This is a genomic window from Maribacter sp. PR66 (assembly GCF_028464205.1).
GTDB lineage: Bacteria > Bacteroidota > Bacteroidia > Flavobacteriales > Flavobacteriaceae > Maribacter > Maribacter flavus.
Map to the genome: position 1 here is coordinate 52,351 of NZ_JAQPCH010000006.1, position 20,244 is coordinate 72,594.

General features: G+C 43.4%; 22 protein-coding genes. 12 read left to right on the forward strand and 10 right to left on the reverse strand.

Annotated features, from left to right (window positions below):
* Positions 1-62 precede the first annotated feature (62 nt).
* The 5 genes from PP181_RS11715 to PP181_RS11735 all read left to right on the forward strand — a co-directional run bounded on the left by PP181_RS11715 (position 63) and on the right by PP181_RS11735 (position 5,564).
* Entirely contained in the window at positions 63-947 is an 885-nt protein-coding gene (locus PP181_RS11715; RefSeq protein WP_272637257.1) for a pirin family protein, read from the forward strand.
* A gap of 188 nt (positions 948-1,135) precedes the next feature.
* A complete protein-coding gene (locus tag PP181_RS11720) occupies positions 1,136-2,467 on the forward strand; it encodes an ADP-ribosylglycohydrolase family protein (RefSeq protein WP_272637258.1) in 1,332 nt (443 codons plus the stop codon).
* Entirely contained in the window at positions 2,460-3,773 is a 1,314-nt protein-coding gene (locus tag PP181_RS11725; protein ID WP_272637259.1) for a hypothetical protein, read from the forward strand. Before PP181_RS11720 ends, PP181_RS11725 begins: the two co-directional genes overlap by 8 nt.
* A 442-nt stretch (positions 3,774-4,215) precedes the next feature.
* Positions 4,216-4,824: an SET domain-containing protein gene (locus tag PP181_RS11730; RefSeq protein ID WP_272637260.1), complete on the forward strand. Its 609-nt coding sequence runs from the start codon at positions 4,216-4,218 to the stop codon at positions 4,822-4,824.
* An 86-nt stretch (positions 4,825-4,910) separates the two neighbouring features.
* Positions 4,911-5,564 carry a DinB family protein gene (locus tag PP181_RS11735; protein WP_272637261.1) on the forward strand — a complete coding sequence of 218 codons (654 nt, stop codon included), beginning with the start codon at positions 4,911-4,913 and terminating at the stop codon, positions 5,562-5,564.
* A gap of 29 nt (positions 5,565-5,593) precedes the next feature.
* Here PP181_RS11735 and PP181_RS11740 read toward each other — a convergent pair whose 3' ends face one another.
* The 5 genes from PP181_RS11740 to PP181_RS11760 are packed head-to-tail and all read right to left on the reverse strand — an operon-like array spanning position 5,594 to position 10,467.
* Positions 5,594-5,890, reverse strand: coding sequence for a hypothetical protein (locus tag PP181_RS11740; RefSeq protein ID WP_272637262.1), 297 nt, complete (start codon positions 5,888-5,890; stop codon positions 5,594-5,596).
* The gene (locus PP181_RS11745) at positions 5,887-7,125 is read right to left on the reverse strand and encodes a cation:proton antiporter (protein WP_272637263.1); all 1,239 of its coding nucleotides are present in this window, start codon (positions 7,123-7,125) and stop codon (positions 5,887-5,889) included. Before PP181_RS11745 ends, PP181_RS11740 begins: the two co-directional genes overlap by 4 nt.
* Positions 7,126-7,134: 9 nt before the next feature.
* Positions 7,135-9,129: an NAD-dependent DNA ligase LigA gene (ligA, locus tag PP181_RS11750; protein ID WP_272637264.1), complete on the reverse strand. Its 1,995-nt coding sequence runs from the start codon at positions 9,127-9,129 to the stop codon at positions 7,135-7,137.
* Positions 9,126-9,980: a peptide chain release factor N(5)-glutamine methyltransferase gene (gene prmC / locus PP181_RS11755; protein WP_272637265.1), complete on the reverse strand. Its 855-nt coding sequence runs from the start codon at positions 9,978-9,980 to the stop codon at positions 9,126-9,128. The genes ligA and prmC overlap by 4 nt, the downstream gene beginning before the upstream one ends.
* 1 nt (position 9,981) lies before the next feature.
* Positions 9,982-10,467 carry a GNAT family N-acetyltransferase gene (locus PP181_RS11760; RefSeq protein WP_272637266.1) on the reverse strand — a complete coding sequence of 162 codons (486 nt, stop codon included), beginning with the start codon at positions 10,465-10,467 and terminating at the stop codon, positions 9,982-9,984.
* A gap of 104 nt (positions 10,468-10,571) precedes the next feature.
* Here PP181_RS11760 and ribD point away from each other — a divergent pair, with 104 nt between their 5' ends.
* From ribD to PP181_RS11780, 4 genes are read left to right on the forward strand one after another with little or no spacing between them, the layout of a single operon-like run.
* Entirely contained in the window at positions 10,572-11,666 is a 1,095-nt protein-coding gene (gene ribD, locus PP181_RS11765) for a bifunctional diaminohydroxyphosphoribosylaminopyrimidine deaminase/5-amino-6-(5-phosphoribosylamino)uracil reductase RibD (RefSeq protein ID WP_330072484.1), read from the forward strand.
* Complete coding sequence (locus PP181_RS11770) at positions 11,644-12,246, forward strand: HAD family hydrolase (RefSeq protein ID WP_272637267.1); 603 nt, start codon at positions 11,644-11,646, stop codon at positions 12,244-12,246. Before ribD ends, PP181_RS11770 begins: the two co-directional genes overlap by 23 nt.
* Positions 12,246-13,145, forward strand: coding sequence for a DMT family transporter (locus tag PP181_RS11775; RefSeq protein ID WP_272637268.1), 900 nt, complete (start codon positions 12,246-12,248; stop codon positions 13,143-13,145). The genes PP181_RS11770 and PP181_RS11775 overlap by 1 nt, the downstream gene beginning before the upstream one ends.
* Positions 13,146-13,760: an IMPACT family protein gene (locus PP181_RS11780; protein WP_272637269.1), complete on the forward strand. Its 615-nt coding sequence runs from the start codon at positions 13,146-13,148 to the stop codon at positions 13,758-13,760.
* Between the two features lie 11 nt (positions 13,761-13,771).
* Here the strand turns inward: PP181_RS11780 and PP181_RS11785 are convergent, their stop codons facing one another.
* Positions 13,772-14,167, reverse strand: coding sequence for an acyl-CoA thioesterase (locus PP181_RS11785; protein ID WP_272637270.1), 396 nt, complete (start codon positions 14,165-14,167; stop codon positions 13,772-13,774).
* Between the two features lie 205 nt (positions 14,168-14,372).
* Between PP181_RS11785 and dnaA the strand changes: the two genes are divergently transcribed.
* Genes dnaA through PP181_RS11800 form a run of 3 tightly spaced genes read left to right on the forward strand, consistent with a single transcriptional unit; the run spans position 14,373 to position 16,983 of the window.
* Positions 14,373-15,797 carry a chromosomal replication initiator protein DnaA gene (gene dnaA / locus PP181_RS11790; protein ID WP_154919025.1) on the forward strand — a complete coding sequence of 475 codons (1,425 nt, stop codon included), beginning with the start codon at positions 14,373-14,375 and terminating at the stop codon, positions 15,795-15,797.
* A 6-nt stretch (positions 15,798-15,803) separates the two neighbouring features.
* On the forward strand, positions 15,804-16,259 hold the full coding sequence (locus PP181_RS11795; RefSeq protein WP_154919023.1) for a low molecular weight protein-tyrosine-phosphatase: 456 nt from the start codon (positions 15,804-15,806) through the stop codon (positions 16,257-16,259).
* 1 nt (position 16,260) lies between these two features.
* Positions 16,261-16,983, forward strand: a complete 723-nt coding sequence (locus PP181_RS11800) for an SAM-dependent methyltransferase (protein ID WP_154919021.1) — start codon at positions 16,261-16,263, stop codon at positions 16,981-16,983.
* A gap of 54 nt (positions 16,984-17,037) precedes the next feature.
* Here PP181_RS11800 and PP181_RS11805 read toward each other — a convergent pair whose 3' ends face one another.
* From PP181_RS11805 to dapF, 4 genes are all read right to left on the reverse strand, one after another.
* Positions 17,038-17,667 (reverse strand): hypothetical protein, encoded by a 630-nt coding sequence (locus PP181_RS11805; RefSeq protein WP_154919019.1) that lies wholly within the window; start codon positions 17,665-17,667, stop codon positions 17,038-17,040.
* A 146-nt stretch (positions 17,668-17,813) separates the two neighbouring features.
* A complete protein-coding gene (gene mltG, locus PP181_RS11810) occupies positions 17,814-18,857 on the reverse strand; it encodes an endolytic transglycosylase MltG (protein ID WP_154919017.1) in 1,044 nt (347 codons plus the stop codon).
* The gene (locus PP181_RS11815; RefSeq protein WP_272637271.1) at positions 18,857-19,381 is read right to left on the reverse strand and encodes a GNAT family N-acetyltransferase; all 525 of its coding nucleotides are present in this window, start codon (positions 19,379-19,381) and stop codon (positions 18,857-18,859) included. The genes mltG and PP181_RS11815 overlap by 1 nt, the downstream gene beginning before the upstream one ends.
* Complete coding sequence (gene dapF / locus PP181_RS11820) at positions 19,375-20,151, reverse strand: diaminopimelate epimerase (protein ID WP_272637272.1); 777 nt, start codon at positions 20,149-20,151, stop codon at positions 19,375-19,377. The genes PP181_RS11815 and dapF overlap by 7 nt, the downstream gene beginning before the upstream one ends.
* Positions 20,152-20,244 lie beyond the last annotated feature (93 nt).

The following is a 20,244-nucleotide window of genomic DNA, read 5'->3' on the forward strand; positions in this document are numbered from 1 at the left end:
TTTTAGTAACTTCCTTAAAAAGGATACTATAGCACTCTTTAAACTAAAAATCCCCAAAAAACATGACAAACAATCAAATACTGGTGGATGAAAAACCTGCGGATATTGGCCAATTTACCGTAGGCCGACTCCTACCCGTCCGTAAAAAGCGACAAGTAGGTCCGTTTACCTTCATAGACCACATGGGGCCCGCTACCTTGGGCAAAGGTATTTATATGGACGTGGACCAACACCCCCACACCGGTCTAAGTACCTTGACCTACCTATTTGAAGGTGAAGTGGCCCATAAGGACAGTACCGGCGCCAACCAAATCATTACCCCCGGGGATGTAGGTTTCATGACCTCCGGAAAGGCCGTGACACACACAGAACGCACACCGAAACATTTGCGAACAGAGACCGAATTTACCATGCACGGTTATCAGGTGTGGGTGGCCTTACCCAAGGAATTGGAGGAGATCGAACCTAATTTTCAGTTCATTCCCAAAGAGGACTTACCCATTTGGGAAGAGGGGAACACCAAATATACCCTGGTGGCCGGAGAAGGATATGGCCGTAAATCGCCCCTAAATGTTTATTCACCCTTATTTATGCTTAAAATTGAAAGTCCGGAGGAAAAGACCATTAAAATCAATGGGGAACTGGAAGGAGAAATCGCCATTGTGGTGGTCACGGGCAGTGTCTTGGAAAAGAACCAAGAAATCAAGGCCGGCCAAATGCTGATATCCAAAACGGAAAATCACTGCGACATTCACGTGAAGGCAAACACGCAGCTATTGTTGTTCGGGGGCAAACCCTTGGGGCGGGAACATTATTTGCTGTGGAACTTTGTGTCTTCGGACCGGGAAAAACTAAAACAGCAAAAACAGGACTGGATGGACAAGAAATTCCCCAAAGTTCCCGGCGATGATACCTATATCCCGTTTCCTGAAATGCGGTTGAAGTAAGGTGCTTTGCGCCTCTTTCTATGTATGTATTGTCATTTCGAACCTGTCAGACGGAGCGACCTACCCTGAGCAAAGTGCTATGGGAATCGAAGTCGACTGCAAGGACCGTTAGAAAACCAAAAGTTGCCAAATCAACAGCTATCCCCTATTTTTAAGGAATAATCAACCTATTTAGTAAATCCTCCTCCATGAAGCCAAAACTAGTATACGTTCCTGCACTCATCCTAAGCATGTTGGCATGTAAAAACGAAACAAGGGGAAAAGCAGAGGCAGTAAAAACGGAAACCATTACCATATCCCGGGATGCGTACAAAGACCAACTCTACGGATTTTGGCTGGCACAGTGCATTGCCAATTGGACGGGGCTGGTAACGGAAATGGATAAAATCGGTAACATTGGAGAAATACAAACGGGCGAGTTTTATACCCGTGAAGATTGGGGCAAACCGGACCAACCCAGTATTTTTTCCAATGGTGAACCCAGCGACCTCTCCCCTACTATTGATTTTGTATTTCGGGACACTACTGAAATATGGGGCGCGGACGATGATACGGATATTGAATATATGTACCAATACCTACTCCATAGCCATCAAACGTCCATTTTAACCCCGGAACAGATCAGGGACGGATGGTTAAAACATATCCGGCCCAAAGAAGAAAATTATTTATGGGTGTCCAACCAAAAAGCCTTTGATCTGATGCAAGAAGGGATTTTGCCTCCAGCTACGGGAAGCCCGGAAAAAAACGAACATTTTGAAATGATAGATGCCCAACTGACCACGGAGATTTTCGGACTTTTCGCTCCTACCCGACCGGATGTCGCCATTAAAATGGCCGAACTTCCCATACGAACGGTAGCCAGTCAAGAGGCTGAGGATATCTCCCAATTTTACGTGCGCATGTATGCTTTGGCTAGTCGGCCTATGGATAAAGAAATGCCTCAACGCATTCAATGGATGGCCAATGAAGCACGTAAATCCTTGCCAGATGGGGAATATCCCGCCAAAATGTACGACTATGTCCTTGACTTATACAATTCCGGAATTCCTTGGGAACAGACCCGGGATTCCATTTATGAAAGATATCAGGTACATCAATTGGACGGCTACGACATTACCTCCCAAAATTTGTATTGCAATGGCTGTTTTGCCGCGGGTATCAATTTTGCCGCCAGTTTGGTGAGTTTGTTCTATGGGGAAGGCGATTTGGAGGAAACCATTAAAATTGGGGTGCTCACGGGCTGGGATTCGGACAATCCTACGGCAACTTGGGGCGGTATGCTCGGTTTTATGATGGGCAAGAACGGCGTGGAAAAGGCTTTTGGCAGGGAATTTTCCAATAAATTCAATATTCACAGAACCCGACAAAATTTCCCCAATAACGGCATGGATACGTTTGAGGCCATGGCCGAAACGGGGCTTCAAATTACGGATAAGGTCATTCAAGAACAAATGGGCGGTCATATCGACTTGGAAAAAAATGTTTGGATAATCCCTTTAAAAAATGAAAATGAATAGAATATTATTTTTAGTGGTACTTTGCGCCATCGGACTTACTTCCTGTAAACAATCGGAAAAAATACCTCCCCAGGAAGTGGCAAAGGAATACTTTGGAATGTTGGATACCTCAGACTATGCTAAAATTCCGAATTTGATGGCGGATAGCCTTGTGACCGAAGAAGGTGATTTTACCATGACCTATTCCCATGAGGGATATGAGGAACTCTTAAGATGGGATGCTGTTTTTGACCCCAGCTACGAAGTCCTGGAAACTGTACAAGAGGAAAACGGCACGGTAAAGGTCCGGGCTTCCAAGATAGATACCCGCATCCAATTCCTGCACGAAAAACCAATTATAACAGATAATTATATTACCTTCAAGGATGGCAAAATATCCAGTCTACGTACGGAATATGTAGATTTTGACGATGAAACCTTTGGAAACAATAGGACCCGACTGCTTACCTTCATAAATGAAAACCATCCGGAACTCAATGGATTTTTAACCGACCAGACCGAGGCCGGTGCCCAAAAGTACCTGCAAGCGCTAGAGTTATACAACGGCCAACCTAGATTCGATTTGGGAAAAGACCTCTTGTTAATGCATTTTGATTGTAAGACCGATGTGGATGATCTTCAAGCAGCAGCCGGACTTTTAACGCTCATGTCCCACCCCAACTTTATGCATGTGAACTACCATGCCGTTGCTGGAACCTACGGTATTCAAGAGGGACTGTACGTGCCGCCCAATGATTTGTTTCAACAAGCCTTTGGTAAAAACTGGACCGATGCCCACAATCGCATGGAAGCCGCTGCGGAAGAAGTGGCCCAAAAGGCTATGACAACGCTTGAGGCCCAAGGTGATATCTGGATTGCGGAGGCGGGTCAGTCCGACTTCTCCGCCAAACTCGTAAAGGCCCTACAGTCAAAACTGCCGGATTTGGAAACCACCAAACGAATCCACATTGTGCAGCACAGCGATTGGAACGAGGAAGTGACCACACCGGAGCTTTTGGACTTTGCCAAACAGCAGACGGATTATCGCAAAATCCCCGATGGCAATGCCGTGGGCAATGGCACGCCAGGGTTCCGTACACCGGGCTATACGCAATGGAAGGAGCAAGTGACGGATCCTCAATTGAAATCGGTTTGGGAATTGGCGGTGGACCTCTCCAACAAGTATAATGGTAAGGAAGGTAGGTATTTGAACGAAGCAGTGCAGCAAAACGGGGTCGATTTTTCTGATCTGTCCGAAGTGTGTTGGATGTTAAGATTGGAGGATATCAAGGATACCGAAGAATTCTTTGAGCTTTATGCCAGATAACAGTTTTAAGTAAGGAGTTTTCAGGTCCAACCGCTTTTATCAAGTTTCATTTCGAACCTGTCAGACTGAGCGGAGTCGAAGTCGACTGAAAGGAGTGTGAGAAATCTACATCAAAGTTAGCTTCCACGTCGCTTCCATAGGTATCGAAGCTCTATCAGAATGACAGGATTGCAATAGGCATCAATGCAAACCGACGCAAAAAAGTGTTAGAACTCCATGAACAAAGTATGGGATTTCTCAGTCGATAGGCTCCTTTTAGAACACCCAAGATTATGACAAAATGGTTTCAAAAAAAGTCGAAAAATTCCGTAGCAAAATAGCGTTGAACCCTGCATTTGTATTGAGAAATAATCTAATTTTAATTTTTAATCCGAATGGGGTTTGGGAGTAGAATGTTTCTTATAACCAACTCATAAAGAGACACTTAAAACCATTTAAAAAAATGATTCACCCGCATACCGAATTACGATTTATAAGCAACGAAGTAGGCTACGGCGTCGTCGCCACCAAATTTATTCCCGCAGGGACCATCACCTGGGTTTTGGACAAATTGGACCGGGAGTTCACTCCCTTGGATTTTCAGAATATGGAACCTCTGTATCAGGAAATATTGGACACCTACACCTATAGAAACAACAACGGAAACTTGGTGCTTTGCTGGGACCATGGGCGTTACGTAAACCATAGTTTCAATTCCAATTGTCTTACCACTGCCTACGATTTTGAAATTGCCATTCGCGATATCCAGCGCGGGGAACAATTGACAGATGATTATGGGTACCTGAATATTTCCAGCCCTTTCCGAGGCATCAACGAAGGCACCAAACGAAAAACGGTCTACCCCGACGATCTTTTAAAATACCACAAGGTATGGGACAATAAGATCAAAAAAGTATTCCATAAAATAAAAAAAGTGGACCAACCCTTGGTGCCCGTCCTCAACCCGAATACTTGGGACAAAATAGAACGAATCCTAAACGGTGAGGAAGCGCTCGCCTCTATCCTTTCCAACTATTTTGATACCGAAAAATCCACCGTGCCCTCCAATTGATAAAGGGCCAAAGGGTTACCCACTAGTTTAAAATGGGTATATTAAAGATTTATAAATTATAAAACTATAAATTTTTCAGTATTGGTATGAATTCAAAACCTAATTTAAAAAGAAGACTTTTGATGGGATGGCTCGGATTAAGTCCGCTGACACTCCTTGCCAGCAAAATGCCAAAATTGGAAAAAGAGGATTCCAGTATTGCGGATATTTTGATAAACCGATGGGAAAAATCAAGGAGCTATACAATGGCCGTTTTGGATGCCATGCCCTTAGAGGACTTGGAATTCAGGCCCAGTCCGGAGCAAATGAGCTTTGCCCAGCACTTTTTGCATATCGGGTATACGAATAACATGTTCCTGGGGGTGTTGAAGGATGAAAAGACCTATGCCGATTTTAACGTTTTAAAGGATGCACCTTTCTTTTTTGACCTTCCGGACCCCGTAAGTGTCTTTAATGCAGATAGTCTCCAAAAACGCAGTCCGGAAGAGAACAAGGCCATGATTGTAGAGTATCTCAATGAAACCCACGATTATGTATTGGCAAATTTGAAGGGATTAAAAGATGACTTCTTAAAAGAGGGACGAGAAAAGGTAAAACCTTGGTATTTGGAGGGCCATACCCATCTTGACCTCATACTCCGAGCCGAAAACCATACGGTCCACCACAGGGCACAGGCAGTTAGCTATTTGCGGATGAAGGGGATTCAACCTCCGGGGTATTCCAAACACAATACGTTGTAATCATAGATTTTCATCCAAAGAAATCCCAGTTACTCTATTACAAATTCCACAATTTCCCGAAGCTCCTCTTCCAAGGACAATTTTGAAAAAGGCCTATTTGCCTGTCGGTACCAATAGCCGGCATTGAATCGGTCGCCCTCCTTTCGGTGGAGGTAGGCATGGATCCAACTCCCTAATGAATTATGCATTTCCTGGGCAATGTCGTGGGATGCTTCCCAGTCGCCTTTGGCATCGAACCAAAGGGCTTTTAGTCCCTCTGGCCAATCGGATGGTGGATGGGATGCTAAAAGTGTCGCTTCAAATTCGGTATAATCCTTTGGTTTCATTTTGTAACGCGTTCTACTAATTTACCAACAGTGAGACCTTGGGCAATAATGGAAAAGACCACCACTACATAGGTTATAACCAAAAACAAATCCCGATTCATATCCTGCGTCAGACCCAAAGCCAAGGCGATGGATATCCCGCCCCGCAGTCCGCCCCAGGTCATGACCAAATTGGTTCCGGGTACAAAATCCAACCGTTTCTCAAAAAACTTTATGGGCATCAACAAACTTAAAAAACGACATCCCAACACGATGGGAATGGCAATCAATCCGGCTACGATATAACTGGTTTCAAAACTGATGACCAACATCTCCATACCGATGAGCACGAACAACAAGGTGTTAAGGAGAATATCTAGCAATTCCCAAAACTTGTCCACATAAGTTTCCGTGGTTTCGGACATGGCCGAATTTCGCACCGTATCGTTCCCCACGACCAAGCCTGCAGTTACCATGGCCAATGGTGCGGAAAGATGCAACTTTTGGGCCACCACCGTTCCCATCATTACCGCGGCAAGCGTAATAATGACCTCGATATCGTAATCATCTATACTGCGCATCATTCGGTACGTAACCCAACCAATCAATAATCCCCAAAGAATACCACCAATGACCTCTACCCCAAAAAGCTCCAAAATTTCGATGGGTTCTACTGGGGCACCACCGGAGGAGGCCATTTTAAAAATCGTCAAAAATACGACCACGCCTACCCCATCGTTGAAAAGGGATTCACCCACAATTTTGGTTTCCAGCTTTTTGGGAGCTCCCACTTGTTTCAAGATTCCCAAAACCGCGATGGGATCCGTTGGGGAAATAAGCGCCCCGAAAAGCAAACAATGGATATAGTTTACGTCCATGGGCATCATTTTCAATAGATAAAACATGATGGTCCCCACCAAAAAGGTAGAGACCAAAACGCCCAAGGTGGAGAAGACCAAAATGGGCCATCGCTGCACCTTCAATTGCTCAAAGTTCGTATGCAGGGCCCCGGCAAAAAGCAGAAAACTCAGCATGATATCCAAGAGCACGGTCTTAAAGTCGATTTTGGAAATAATATACCTTTCGGCATTCAAAAGGGTGTCATCCACATAACCTATAACAAAAACGGCTAGGGTAAACACAATGGTGATCAGCATCAGGCCAATAGTATTGGGCAACTTTAAAAATCGGACATTGATGTACCCAAAAATTGCAGAAATAAAAACCAGTATTGCACTGATAATGAAATAATCCATACCTTTTATTTAAATCATTGCTAAAAACTCCTTTTCCGTGATAATCGGGATACCCAACGACTCCGCCTTGGTCCTTTTGCTAGGTCCCATTTTGTCCCCGGCGACCAAATATGCTGTTTTGGAAGAAATGGAGGAACCCACCCTGCCGCCGTTGTCCTCTATTAGTTTTTTAAGTTCGTCCCGACTCACTGTTTCGAATACGCCCGACACTACAAAGGTAGCACCTTGCAAAACATCGGTTTGATTTTCCAGTTTTTCTGCCGATAGTTCCAACTGCACCCCCTTCTGTCGCAATCGACCTATAGCCTCTAAGTTCTTTGGGTTTTGAAAAAAATCCACCACGCTTTCTGCAATCCGGTCGCCAATTTCATCCACCGAAACCAGCTCCTCCTTGGTAGCCACCATCAGCGCATCGATTGATTTATAGGCTTTCGCCAATTTCTTGGCAACGGTCTCGCCCACATAGCGAATGCCCAAGGCGAACAAAACCCGCTCGAAAGGCACCTTAACGGAATCCGCAACCCCCTGGACCAAATTTACTGCCGACTTCTCCGCCATACGCTCTAAGGGCAACAATTGCTCTTTGGTAAGATCGTACAAATCCGCATAATCATTGATCAGGCCTTCCTTAAAGAGCAACTCTACCGTTTCACCGCCCAAACCCTCAATATCCATGGCCTTTCTGGAAATATAATGCTGGATCCTACCCGTAATTTGTGGCGGACAGCCGTACTCGTTTGGGCAATAATGCTTGGCGTCGCCCGGGGTACGGATCAATTCAGTGTGGCATTCCGGGCACTTAGAAATATACTGCGTCGGTTTGGAATCTGCTGGCCGTTTGGATACATCCACCCCAATGATCTTGGGAATGATTTCCCCGCCTTTTTCCACAAAAACGGTATCCCCTTCGCGGATATCCAGTTTTTCAATTTGATCGGCATTGTGCAAGGAGGCTCGTTTGACGGTCGTTCCCGCCAACAAAACGGGCTGCAGGTTGGCCACGGGAGTTATGGCCCCAGTACGGCCCACCTGATAGGTAATTTCGTTCAATACGGTGTATACCTGCTCCGCCTTGAATTTATAGGCCATGGCCCATCTTGGGGACTTGGCGGTATACCCAAGTTCCTCCTGGTGCTGGATACTATTCACCTTCACCACTACGCCGTCCGTTTCGTACGGCAAACTGTGTCGGTTTACGTCCCAATATTCCACAAAATCCATCACCTCTTGGGTACTATGGCACAATTTCGCCACAGTGGGCACCTTAAAACCCCATTCCCTCGCCTTTTCCAACATTTCAAACTGGGTGCTTATCCCCGTGTTCCTACCAACGATACTATATAAAAGACACTCCAAAGGCCGTTGAGCCACTAAGGAACTATCCTGTAATTTCAAACTTCCCGAAGCCGTGTTTCTGGGATTCATATAGGGTTCCTCCCCGTTGGCGATACGCTCCTCGTTCATCTTGGCAAAACCATCAAATGGCAGTATGATTTCCCCCCGGATATCGAACTTGTCCGGATAATCCCCTTTTAATTGCAAGGGAACCGACTTGATCGTTTTGATATTTGTGGTGACATCATCGCCCTGAAAACCGTCGCCACGGGTCACCGCGCGCACCAATTTCCCGTGTTCATAGGTTATACTGATAGATGCGCCGTCATATTTAAGCTCACAGGTGTAGGATACAGGTGCGTCGCCCAAATTACGCTGGATTCGTTTTTCCCAATCTTCCAGATCCTCCTTGGAATAGGAATTGTCCAAGGAATACATGCGATGCTCGTGCACAACGGTTTCAAAATGCTTTGTAACCATACCACCCACGCGGATGGTAGGCGAACTTTCATCATAAAACTCGGGATGCTGTGATTCCAAAGCTTGAAGCTCCTTGAGTTTCATGTCAAACTCATAATCGGAAATCGTTGGCTTGTCTAACACATAATAATTATAGTTGTGGTCTCTCAGCTCCTCCCGTAAGGCCTTGATGGTTTCTTCAATATTCATAGTTGGCTATTCTTTATGGCTTTTATCATTCGGTCGTTCCCGTACATATCCTTGCGCAATTCAATGGTATTGAAATCGAAAGTATCCAATAAGGTGCATGTTTCAGGGCCAAGGTATTGATTGATTTCCAGGTACAACATACCGTTTGGTTTTAGATGTTTGGATGCAAAACGGGCCACTCCCCTATAAAAAATCAATGGGTCTTCATTGGAGACAAAGAGTGCGGACTCAGGTTCGAACAATAGTACATTTTTATTCATTTTATTTTTTTTCAACTCCCTGACATAAGGAGGATTGGATATAATTATATCAAATGACAGTTCACTAAGAAAATCCAACATATCGGCCTTAAAAAAATGAACGTCGACCTCGTTTTTAAGGGCATTCCCTCGGGCGACTTCAAGCGCCTCTTCCGAAATATCCAGAGCCTGAACACTTGCATTTTTCAAGGATTTGGCAAGGCCGATGGCGATACAACCGCTCCCCGTTCCCATGTCCAAAATGTCCAGATTAGCCTGTTTATCCACATCGGCCAACACCCATCGCACCAATTCTTCCGTCTCCGGACGGGGTATCAGCACCTGCGGACCCACCTTGAAGTCCATACCCATAAAGTGCGCCGACCCGATTATATGTTGAATGGGGCGATGCTCCTTCAATGCTGACAATGCTTCGAACATCTTTGGTTCCTCATTCTTTTGGATTCTCAAGTCGGGCTGAATGGCAAGAACAAATCGCTCCAGACCCAAATATTCCTCGGTCAGCAAATAAAAAAAACTGGAAACTTCCTCTTTGCCGTACAGCGCATCCAATTCTTTATGAAAAATCCTTTTTAGTTCACTGAGCAACATATTACAAGGTCTTCAGCATCCAAACGGGACAGGAATAATGCCCCGTATTTCCCATGGGCGCATCGATATAGTCGAAACCCGCCTTTTTATAAAGCTTTTGGGCGTCTTCCATGTAAGGCATGGTTTCCAAATAACATTTCTCAAAACCGAATTCCCGTGCGCGTTCCAAACAGGTCTCCATCATTTTTGCACCCAAACCACGCCCACGGGCAGCCTTTAAAAAGTACATTTTTTGAAGCTCACAAACGTTGCCATCATAGTTTTCCAACTGGGCAACACCGGCACAACCAATGATTTTGCCACCGTCATCGATAACAAAATAGGTGGCCCTGGGCACATCATAGGTTTCATACATGCGGTCCAAGGCGGCATCCGCGTAGGCGGTACCTACTTTGGGAACACCCATTTCTACCAAAACCTCGCGCACTACACGGGCCACTTCCTCATTATCGGCGGGTCTTATCTCCCGTATTACAACCTCTTGCATTGCTTTTAAATAATAGGCCTTAAAGTACTATTTTTGATTGGTGAAGATACACGAATTGGGCAAAAAGCTAAAAAACAGTTTTCAACAAGCCGTACCTTTTGGGTATGGACTCCATCAACCCGAACCACCCTATGTCCGTGAATGAAAAATACATGCGACGTTGCCTTGAAATCGCCAAAAATGGTATAGGCTCTACGGCTCCCAATCCTTCCGTAGGTGCCGTTATCGTCCATAGCGACCGTATTATTGGGGAAGGCTATACCAGCCCCTTTGGTGGACCCCATGCCGAAGTAAACGCCATTTGTTCCGTAAAGGATAAAACCCTGCTTTCAAAATCAACCCTCTATGTAACCCTGGAGCCTTGCTCCCATTATGGAAAAACTCCGCCCTGTGCCAATTTAATTGTTGAAAACAAGATACCCAAGGTCGTCATAGGTCTAAAAGATCCACACGAAAAAGTTGCCGGAAAAGGCATGGAAATCCTGGAAAAGGCTGGATGCTCAGTCACCTTAGGGGTTTTGGAAAAAGAATGCAGGGAACACCACAGGCGATTTCTGACTTTTCATGAACAAAAACGCCCGTACATAATACTAAAATGGGCGGAAACAGCCGATGGTTTTATAGCGCCCATCAAGGAACTTCGAAATTCCAAAGCCGAACCTTATTGGATTACCAACACCTATTCAAGGCAATTGGTCCATAAATGGCGGAGCGAGGAACAGGCCATTTTGGTGGGCACCAATACCGTATTGGAGGACAATCCAAAATTGGACACAAGACTTTGGAAAGGAAGTGCACCCATCCGACTCATCATCGATAAAAATCGCAAAATACCAAAAGGTTTTCATGTTTTGGACGGGAAACAGCCCACCATTGTTATTAGTTCTATTAATAATTTAGATAATAAAATACAAAATTATGATTTACAGTTTATTGAATTTAATGATAAAATTATTTTAGGGTTGTCTAAAAATCTCTTTGTAAGGAATATACTGAGTGTTTTTGTGGAAGGTGGGGCCAAAACCCTGCAAGCTTTTATCGATGCAAATCTTTGGGACGAAGCCCGAATCTTTATCGGCAAAAACACGTTTGAAAAAGGAATTAAAGCCCCAACATTCCAGGGGCAACTCACAACAGAAAGATCAATAGTAAACGACCAATTAAAAATAATAAGGAATGATAAAAAACATCATATTTGATTTTGGGGACATCTTCATCAATTTGGACAAAACGGCGGTGTTCAAAAAGATGGCCGCTTTTGGATACACGGAATATACCGATGCTTTGGATTTGCTATGCAAGGAATATGAAATGGGCCTTATGTCCTCTGAGGATTTTTTGGCAGGTTTAAAGGAAATGTATCCGGAAGCAACGGAAACTGATCTATTGGATGCCTGGAATTCCATTTTACTTGATTTCCCGGAACACCGATTGGCATTCATTGAGAATTTGAAAGCACAAGAATCTCACCGTTTGTTTTTATTGAGCAACACCAATGACCTACACATTGAATATGTAAAAAAGACGATGGGCCAAGATCGTTTTGACCGGTTCAAGAATTGTTTTGAAGGCTTCTATCTGTCACAACAAATCAAGATGCGGAAACCGAACAGCGACATTTACGAGCATGTACTCAAAAATAACGCATTGATTCCCCAAGAAACACTATTTATTGATGACACCAAGGCAAATACGGATAGTGCGGAAAAATTGGGAATACGTTGCTGGAACCTCCAAGTTGGCAAGGAAGAAATTACGGAGTTAAACAAAAGATTGTAATGGAGTATTTGGCGTTAAGCGTTCTTGCATCCAGCTTGATCTTCGTGATTTTTAAATTATATGCCAGATACGGGGTCCAGACCCTCTATGCCATAATCGTCAATTACTTTATCGCATGTTCCGCGGGCCTCTATTTCTATCAAGGAAAGGTTACGTTTTCAACAACCACTCAAAGGCCATGGTTTATGGGAACGTTGGCTTTGGGGATTTTATTCATCATCGTTTTTAACCTAATGGCGGCAACCTCACAAAAAATAGGTGTTTCCGCGGCATCGGTTGCGACAAAAATGTCCTTGGCCATCCCTGTCGTCTTTGGCGTCTGGATGTACGGGGAAAGGCTTGGCCTATTTGAAATCCTAGGCATCCTTTTGGCCTTGGTGGCGGTGTATCTCGCCACCATGCGTAAAAAAACGGTAGTGGAACATACGTATTTGCTGTTATTGCCGATAGCCGTCTTTATAGGATCGGGGATAATCGATACGAGCATTAAATATGCCCAACAAATATCCGTTCCAGAAGAAGAATTTCCGCTGTTTTCTGCCATGGTATTTGGCTCTGCCGCCACCTGTGGTACCCTCTTTGTTTTAGTAAAGGCCGTTAAGAATGGTATCCTTGTAAATCTAAAGAATGTGCTGGGCGGTATATGTTTGGGTGTTCCCAATTATTTTTCTATCTATTTTCTAATGAAGGCATTGGATAGTAATACTTTAAATAGCGCTTCAATATTTACGATTAACAACGTAGCCATTGTCATGTGTTCTACCTTTTTGGGAATTCTATTTTTCAGGGAACGGATAAGTAGTAAAAATTGGTTTGGAATAGGCCTGGCCATTGTAAGCATCGTACTTGTGGCTTTGGGAACCAGAATAGAGTATATATTATTAGGACAAACCCCATAGATGGAACCGGAAGCAACCAAATACCAATCGGTCGATAAACCAAGCGAGGAGGTTCTTTTTAAGGAAAGGAAAAGCAAATTCTATGGCTATACTTTTCCCATAGATTCCGAAGAAGCCGTAAAACCGATTCTTGAGGAACTCCGTAAGCGGCACCCATCGGCGAATCATGTTTGCTATGCGTGGCAATTGGGGGTCAGCGATATCCGGTACAGGGCCAACGACGATGGGGAACCCAATAATTCCGCAGGAATGCCCATTTACGGACAAATCCAATCCTTTGACGTAACCAACATTCTTGTTGCCGTAGTCCGAATTTTTGGCGGCACCAAACTAGGGGTTGGCGGTTTGATAAGCGCTTACAGGGAAACGGCCAAAATGGCCTTGGAAAATTCCCTAATCATGGAAAAAGTGCTAACCCAGCAATTAATTCTTGTCTTCGAATATTCGGAAATGGATTCCGTCATGCGATTCATTAAAAAGCATCAATTGGACATTGTGGACCAAAAGCTGCATTTGGATTGCGAAGTGGTGCTTAAGGTTCAAAAAGACATGGTACCGGATATTTTGAAACAATTGAAAGCGTTTCACAAAATTTCAATCAAAATACCCGAATAGTTTTGTAGGATTTACGATAACTTTTTCAAAATATATTCTGGACATTTTATTGGTTTTCTTTTATTGGAATCCATAAATACCAAAACAGTATTTGCCTCGATTAAAATCTCACCCTTTTCATTCGTGATAATATAGTCAAATTCGATACGTACGGAGGGTATTTTGTTAAGCTGTGTACGTACCGTAATAAGATCGTCATAAAGTGCCGGAATCTTGTAATCGATCTTGAGGGAAATTACCGGCAACATTACCCCATGTTCCTCCATCCATTTATAGGATAACCCAAGGGACCTTAGCCACTCAACTCTTCCCATCTCCAAGTATTGCGCGTAGTTACCGTAATACACCACGCCCATTTGGTCCGTTTCTCCATATCTGACCCGAAAAGAAATTTCATTAAATCCCATTGATTTCTAATTAAATACTATATATTTAAAGCCCCCGTTGGTAGGCAACGAACATGAGAAAAAAAAAGGTCAAATTCAATAGGCGTTGATTTTTTTTTTAGAATTTTTGTTCACATATTTGTCCACCTTACAGAGCCAAAATAATGGTCTCTATTTTTAGAATTTGTTCGCTTTTAACTAACCAATAACAAGAGCTTTAATTATTATGAATGTTACTGCCGATTCCGTATGGAAAAATTGTTTGGTATTTATCAAGGATAATATCCAACCGCAGGCATTCAAAACTTGGTTTGAACCCATTAAACCTATAAAGCTCTCAAACAATGCTTTGAGCATTCAAGTCCCCAGTAAATTTTTCTATGAATGGCTGGAAGAGCATTATGTGAAATTGCTCAAGGTCGCATTGACAAAACAATTGGGTGAGACTGCCAAATTGGTGTACATTATTAGAATGGAGAACACCTATGGCAATAAAGAACCATTCACGGAAAAAATTCCTAGTTCCAACCGGGGCAATATGAGTCCCCAAGAAATGGACGTCCCCATTAAATCCAAAAACCCGGAACTTCGCAATCCTTTTGTAATTCCAGGTATACGGAATATCAAAATTGAATCACAATTAAACCCCAATTATAATTTCGATAATTATTTGGAAGGCGATTCCAATCGCTTGGCCCGTTCCGCAGGGATGGCCGTAGCCAATAAACCCGGGGGCACCTCCTTTAATCCCTTATTGATTTTTGGCGGCGTTGGATTGGGAAAAACACATTTGGCTCATGCCATTGGGGTTGAAATAAAGGACAAATATCCAGAGCGTACCGTATTGTATATATCAGCGGAAAAATTTACACAGCAGTATATCGAGTCCGTTAAGAAGAATACCCGAAACGATTTCATTCATTTCTATCAATTGATAGACGTGCTGATTATAGACGATGTGCAGTTTCTATCCGGAAAGTCCGGTACCCAGGATGTGTTCTTCCATATTTTCAACCACCTCCACCAAAACGGAAAACAGGTAGTCCTAACTTCGGATAAGGCTCCTGTGGACATGCAGGATTTTGAGCAGCGTCTGTTGTCCCGCTTTAAATGGGGATTATCGGCGGAGTTGCAGAGTCCGGATTATGAAACTCGAATTTCCATTTTAAAGAACAAGTTATATCGTGATGGTGTGGAAATGCCGGATGATATTATTGAATATGTGGCCAAACACATCAAGACCAATATTAGGGAGCTGGAAGGCGCCATTATTTCATTGATCGCACAGTCCACCTTGAATAAAAGGGAGGTCACCATAGATTTGGCACAGCAGGTCGTTGAGAAATTCGTAAAAAATACAAAAAGGGAAGTTTCCATTGATTACATTCAAAAAGTGGTATCTGATTACTTTGAAATGGATGTAGCCACCCTACAATCCAAAACCAGGAAACGTCATATTGTACAGGCCAGGCAATTGGCCATGTTCTTTGCCAAAAAATTCACCAAGGCTTCTTTGGCCAGCATTGGTTCACAAATAGGCAAAAGGGACCATGCCACTGTGCTGCACGCATGCAAAACGGTCGATAACCTTGCTGAAACGGACAAACAGTTCCGAAAATATATAGATGACCTGACAAAAAAATTCTCCTAAAAAGGTATGAAAACCAAAGTCTTAATGGTTTGCCTTGGAAATATCTGTAGGTCGCCATTGGCCGAGGGCATTCTAAAAAACAAGGTAGATACAAGCATGGTTTTTGTGGATTCTGCCGGAACGGGAGGCTATCATATTGGAAATCCGCCCGATTCCAGATCTATTGCGGTCGCTAGAAAATACGGTATCGATATCAGTAATCAGATATGCCGAAAACTAACCGCTGCCGATTTGGAAGAATTTGATGTCATCTATGCCATGGACAAAAGCAATTATGGAAACATCATCGGGTTGAGCAAGAACAAGGAACAGGCACGTAAGGTTAAACTATTATTAAGTGAAGTCAAAACAGGTGATGTAGAGGTACCCGACCCATATTACGATTCGGTCGATGGATTTGAAAAGGTCTTTCAGATGATAGATGCGGCCTGTGGGGAAATTGCCAAAAAGCTTTCAGAATAACATGGCAGACGCTACATCCAAAAAGGGCAAACTCTATCTGATACCATCCACACTTGGGGAAATCCCGCCTTTGGAAGTGTTGCCCATTTCCATAAAACGGGCCATCGAGGAAATAAACATCTATATTGTAGAAAACGAAAAGACGGCCCGTCATTTTATCAAGAAACTTTCACCTAGAAAATCGCAACCCTCATTAACACTTTTTGCACTGAACAAATTTACGGAAGCATCGGAAATACCAAGTTTCCTGAATCCTTGTTTGGAAGGAAACGACGTGGGCATCCTATCCGAAGCAGGTTGTCCCGGTATCGCAGACCCAGGTGCCGCCGTAGTTCGCATCGCCCATGAAAGACAAATCCAAGTAGTACCTTTGGTAGGCCCTTCCTCCATTATACTTGCCCTTATGGCGAGTGGCATGAACGGTCAGAATTTTGCTTTCAATGGGTATTTGGCCATTGACGGTGCGGAAAGAAAAAAACAAATAAAGAAGCTGGAAAGAAAATCCAAGGAAGAAAATCAATCCCAAATCTTTATCGAGACCCCTTATAGGAACAATAAATTATTGGAGGAACTGGTGAGAACGGTTTCAGGAACTACGAGAATCTGTGTTGCCTGCGATATTACGCTGAATACCGAATTTATCCGAACCAAAACCGCTTCCGATTGGAAAGTTGAACAGGTGGACCTTCACAAACGACCCGCGATCTTTATCATCCAAGCATAAAAAAACCTTGACATCGCTGCCAAGGCTTTCCCATTTTCATATCTACTTATTACTTTAAATCCTAGGATTTTTTACCGGTTTGATCATCGTAATGTCATAGCCCGAAAACATTTTAAGATAATTCGCGATGGTCGTACCGTAGCCATCGATAACATCGGTTCTACCAAAGGAACGTAAATACCTTTTTACGTTTCCCGGCCCTGCCAAATGCGCTGCGGCCACGATTCCAGATTCGGTAATCTCAATTCCATTGATCTGTTTGCCTACAAATCTTTTGATATCCTTCCGTAAGATCCATTTGTTTCGGGCAATGTTCTTTTCGAATACCTCTTCCTGTAAAGAAGGGTTTTCCAAAAAGTGTATGGAATCATGTACACCTACCAAAGCCAGTGTATTCACACCAAATTGGTATTTACCCAAATAACCAAAGGAATTTACAGCTGAATAGCTTCCTTGCGATTCCTTAAAGGCCAAGGCCTCCTTAAAACCGATGTACCTGCTACCAATAAAGGGCGGCCGTACGTTCATTTTCTCAAAATAAGCTTTGTCCTGGGGGAACAAAAACGGAGGGGGTTCTTTTACTTTTAGAGCTTCTGGAACTTCAACGTTGTACAGACTGAAACTGAAGCTCGAAAAAATAAAAATCACGATAAGAGGACAAGTAAACAATATCCATCTTTTCATAAAGTGTTTTTCTTAAGACTTACAGCGAAAAAAGTGCTTGCTTAAATTTCTGGGGGCAAAGTTAGACATGTTAAAAAGGTAAAATGGCAAGAATTTGTTAAAAATATACACTTTTAGTTAACATGTCTTAAAATTCCGATTAGGGCCTATCTGTTGATTTTCTGAGCGTTAAGCCAGCGGATATACTGCTCCTTATTTCGGTTATGTTGCGCAATGTTCTCCGCGAACATGTGGTATCCAAAGTCCTCAACATTGGCCACAAAATAGTAATAGTTGTGTTTTTCAGGATTTAGAACAGCGTCTACGGCGCTGATATCGGGCATGGTAATGGGCCCTGGGGGAACACCGGCATATTTATAGGTATTATAGGGAGAGTCCATTTCCAAATCCCTGTACAGCACCCTTTTAATTATAGTGTCGTAATTACCTGTTTCCTTTTTTATAGCATAGATTACGGTAGGATCCGCCTGTAAGAGCATACCGGCCTTTAATCGGTTAACATAAACACCGGCTACCCGCGGCCTCTCGTCCACCTTGGCGGTTTCCTTGTGGACAATGGATGCCAACGCAACAACTTCATTGGGGCTCATATTTTGGGCCTTTGCCTTTGCCAGCCTATCCTCGTTCCAAAACCGTTGATACTCCTTTAGCATACGGTCCCGGAATTCCTCCGCGGAAGTGTTCCAAAAAAATTCGTAGCTATTGGGAATGTAGAGGGCCAACTTGGATTCCTGGTCAAAGCCGTTACCCTCCAAAAAATCCCCATCGTCAAAGGCTTTCAAAAGACTGAGACTATCGGCTTCAATTTGTTCGGAGATCCTACCCGCCAAAGAGGCCGTATTCTCCTGATTGTTGAAGGAAACGCGAACGGGAATATTGTTTACCCTTAGGTTGTTTATGATATCATTGTTGGTCATTCCCTTAGTAATTCGGTATTTACCACCCCTAATGTTGGAGGCATATCCCTTTCTTTCCGCGGCCTTTTGAAAGGAAGAAACATCGGTCAGCAGTGGTTCCATTTGTTCCTTTACATCGGCAAAGGAATCATTTGAGCCAATATAAACAAAGGCCTCCTTATTGTTAAAACTGGTATTGGGCGTAAAAAAAGTACTATAGACTACATACGCAAATATGCCTGCTCCTATCAATCCGAGCAGCAAAATGGCGACCACAATTTTTTTGATGTACATTATTTAAAAATCTTTTGAAACAACAGTTCGTTTTTAAAAATACCTTCGTTGAAAATCCAATCCCGTTTGGTTCCCACCAATTCAAAACCCAGTTTTTTAAATAGGTACAGGCTTCGTTCGTTTCCTTCCAAAATATTGGCGTACAACTGGCGTAAATTTAAGGTCTTGAATGCATACTTACACAGTATTTCCAATGCTTCCGTACCGACCCCCCTGTTTCTGTTCCCTTCATCCGATATAACAATACCCACTCCCGCCCTTCTATTTTTCGGGTCGAAATCAAATAAATCTATCAAACCGATGGCCTCATTATCCAAGGTAGAAATTACCAAACGTAATTGTTTGACATCATAAATATCCCTGTGGGCATTTTCAAGATATAAATTTAGGACATCCCTCGAGTAGGGTGCCATGGTACCACTGATTTCCCAAACCGACGGATTGTTCTCCAATTCAAAAAGCAAATCCAAGTCCGCCGTTTCCAGGGCTCTCAGCTTTATGATATTTCCCTGTAGACTTACCACGAAATCTCCCCTTTAAACACTTGCTTGGCCTCCCCTATCAAATGCACGTTGTTATAGGTATTATCGCTGTAATCAAATTCAACCTTCAAATTACCGCCCATTGCCTTGATATTCGCATAGTTACCGTTGATCTTACCTAAATGGTGCATTGCCAACGTTACGGCGGTAACCCCTGTTCCGCAAGAAAGTGTCTCATCCTCCACGCCCCGTTCGTACGTCCTTACCTTGAAAGTGTCCTTAGACTCCTGTTCCACAAAATTGATGTTGCTACCGGTTGCCCCATAGATCCCGTATCGTATTTTGGAACCCTCCTTGGCCACGTTGAACTTCTCCAGATTCGTGACAAATTGCACATGGTGGGGCGAACCCGTATTTAAATACAAGGCATTGGGTTTGGTCTTCAGTTCCTTTACATCCTGCATTTTAAGGCTTACCGTAGTCCCATTGACCGTTGCGCTATGAGGTCCATCCACGGCAATGAATTCGGTTTTTTCATCGATGATACCCAAAAATTGGGCAAAGGCCACAACACATCTTCCCCCGTTTCCACACATACTCCCTTCCTTGCCATCAGCATTGTAATACACCATCCTAAAGTCGAGGGAGTCATCATTTTCAAGAAGAATGAGTCCGTCGGCTCCAATGCCAAACCTCCTATTACACAAAAAAGCTACGAGTTCATGGTTTTCCTTTGGAAAAAATAAGGTCCGATTATCGAATAGAACAAAATCGTTCCCTGTTCCCTGATATTTAAAAAAAGTAGCGGTCATAGGCCAGATTAAAGCACAAAGATATGATTTAATTGAGGCTTCCTTGCAGTTAAAAAGTCGTTAAACCACTACTACAAAAATGGAAATGATGTA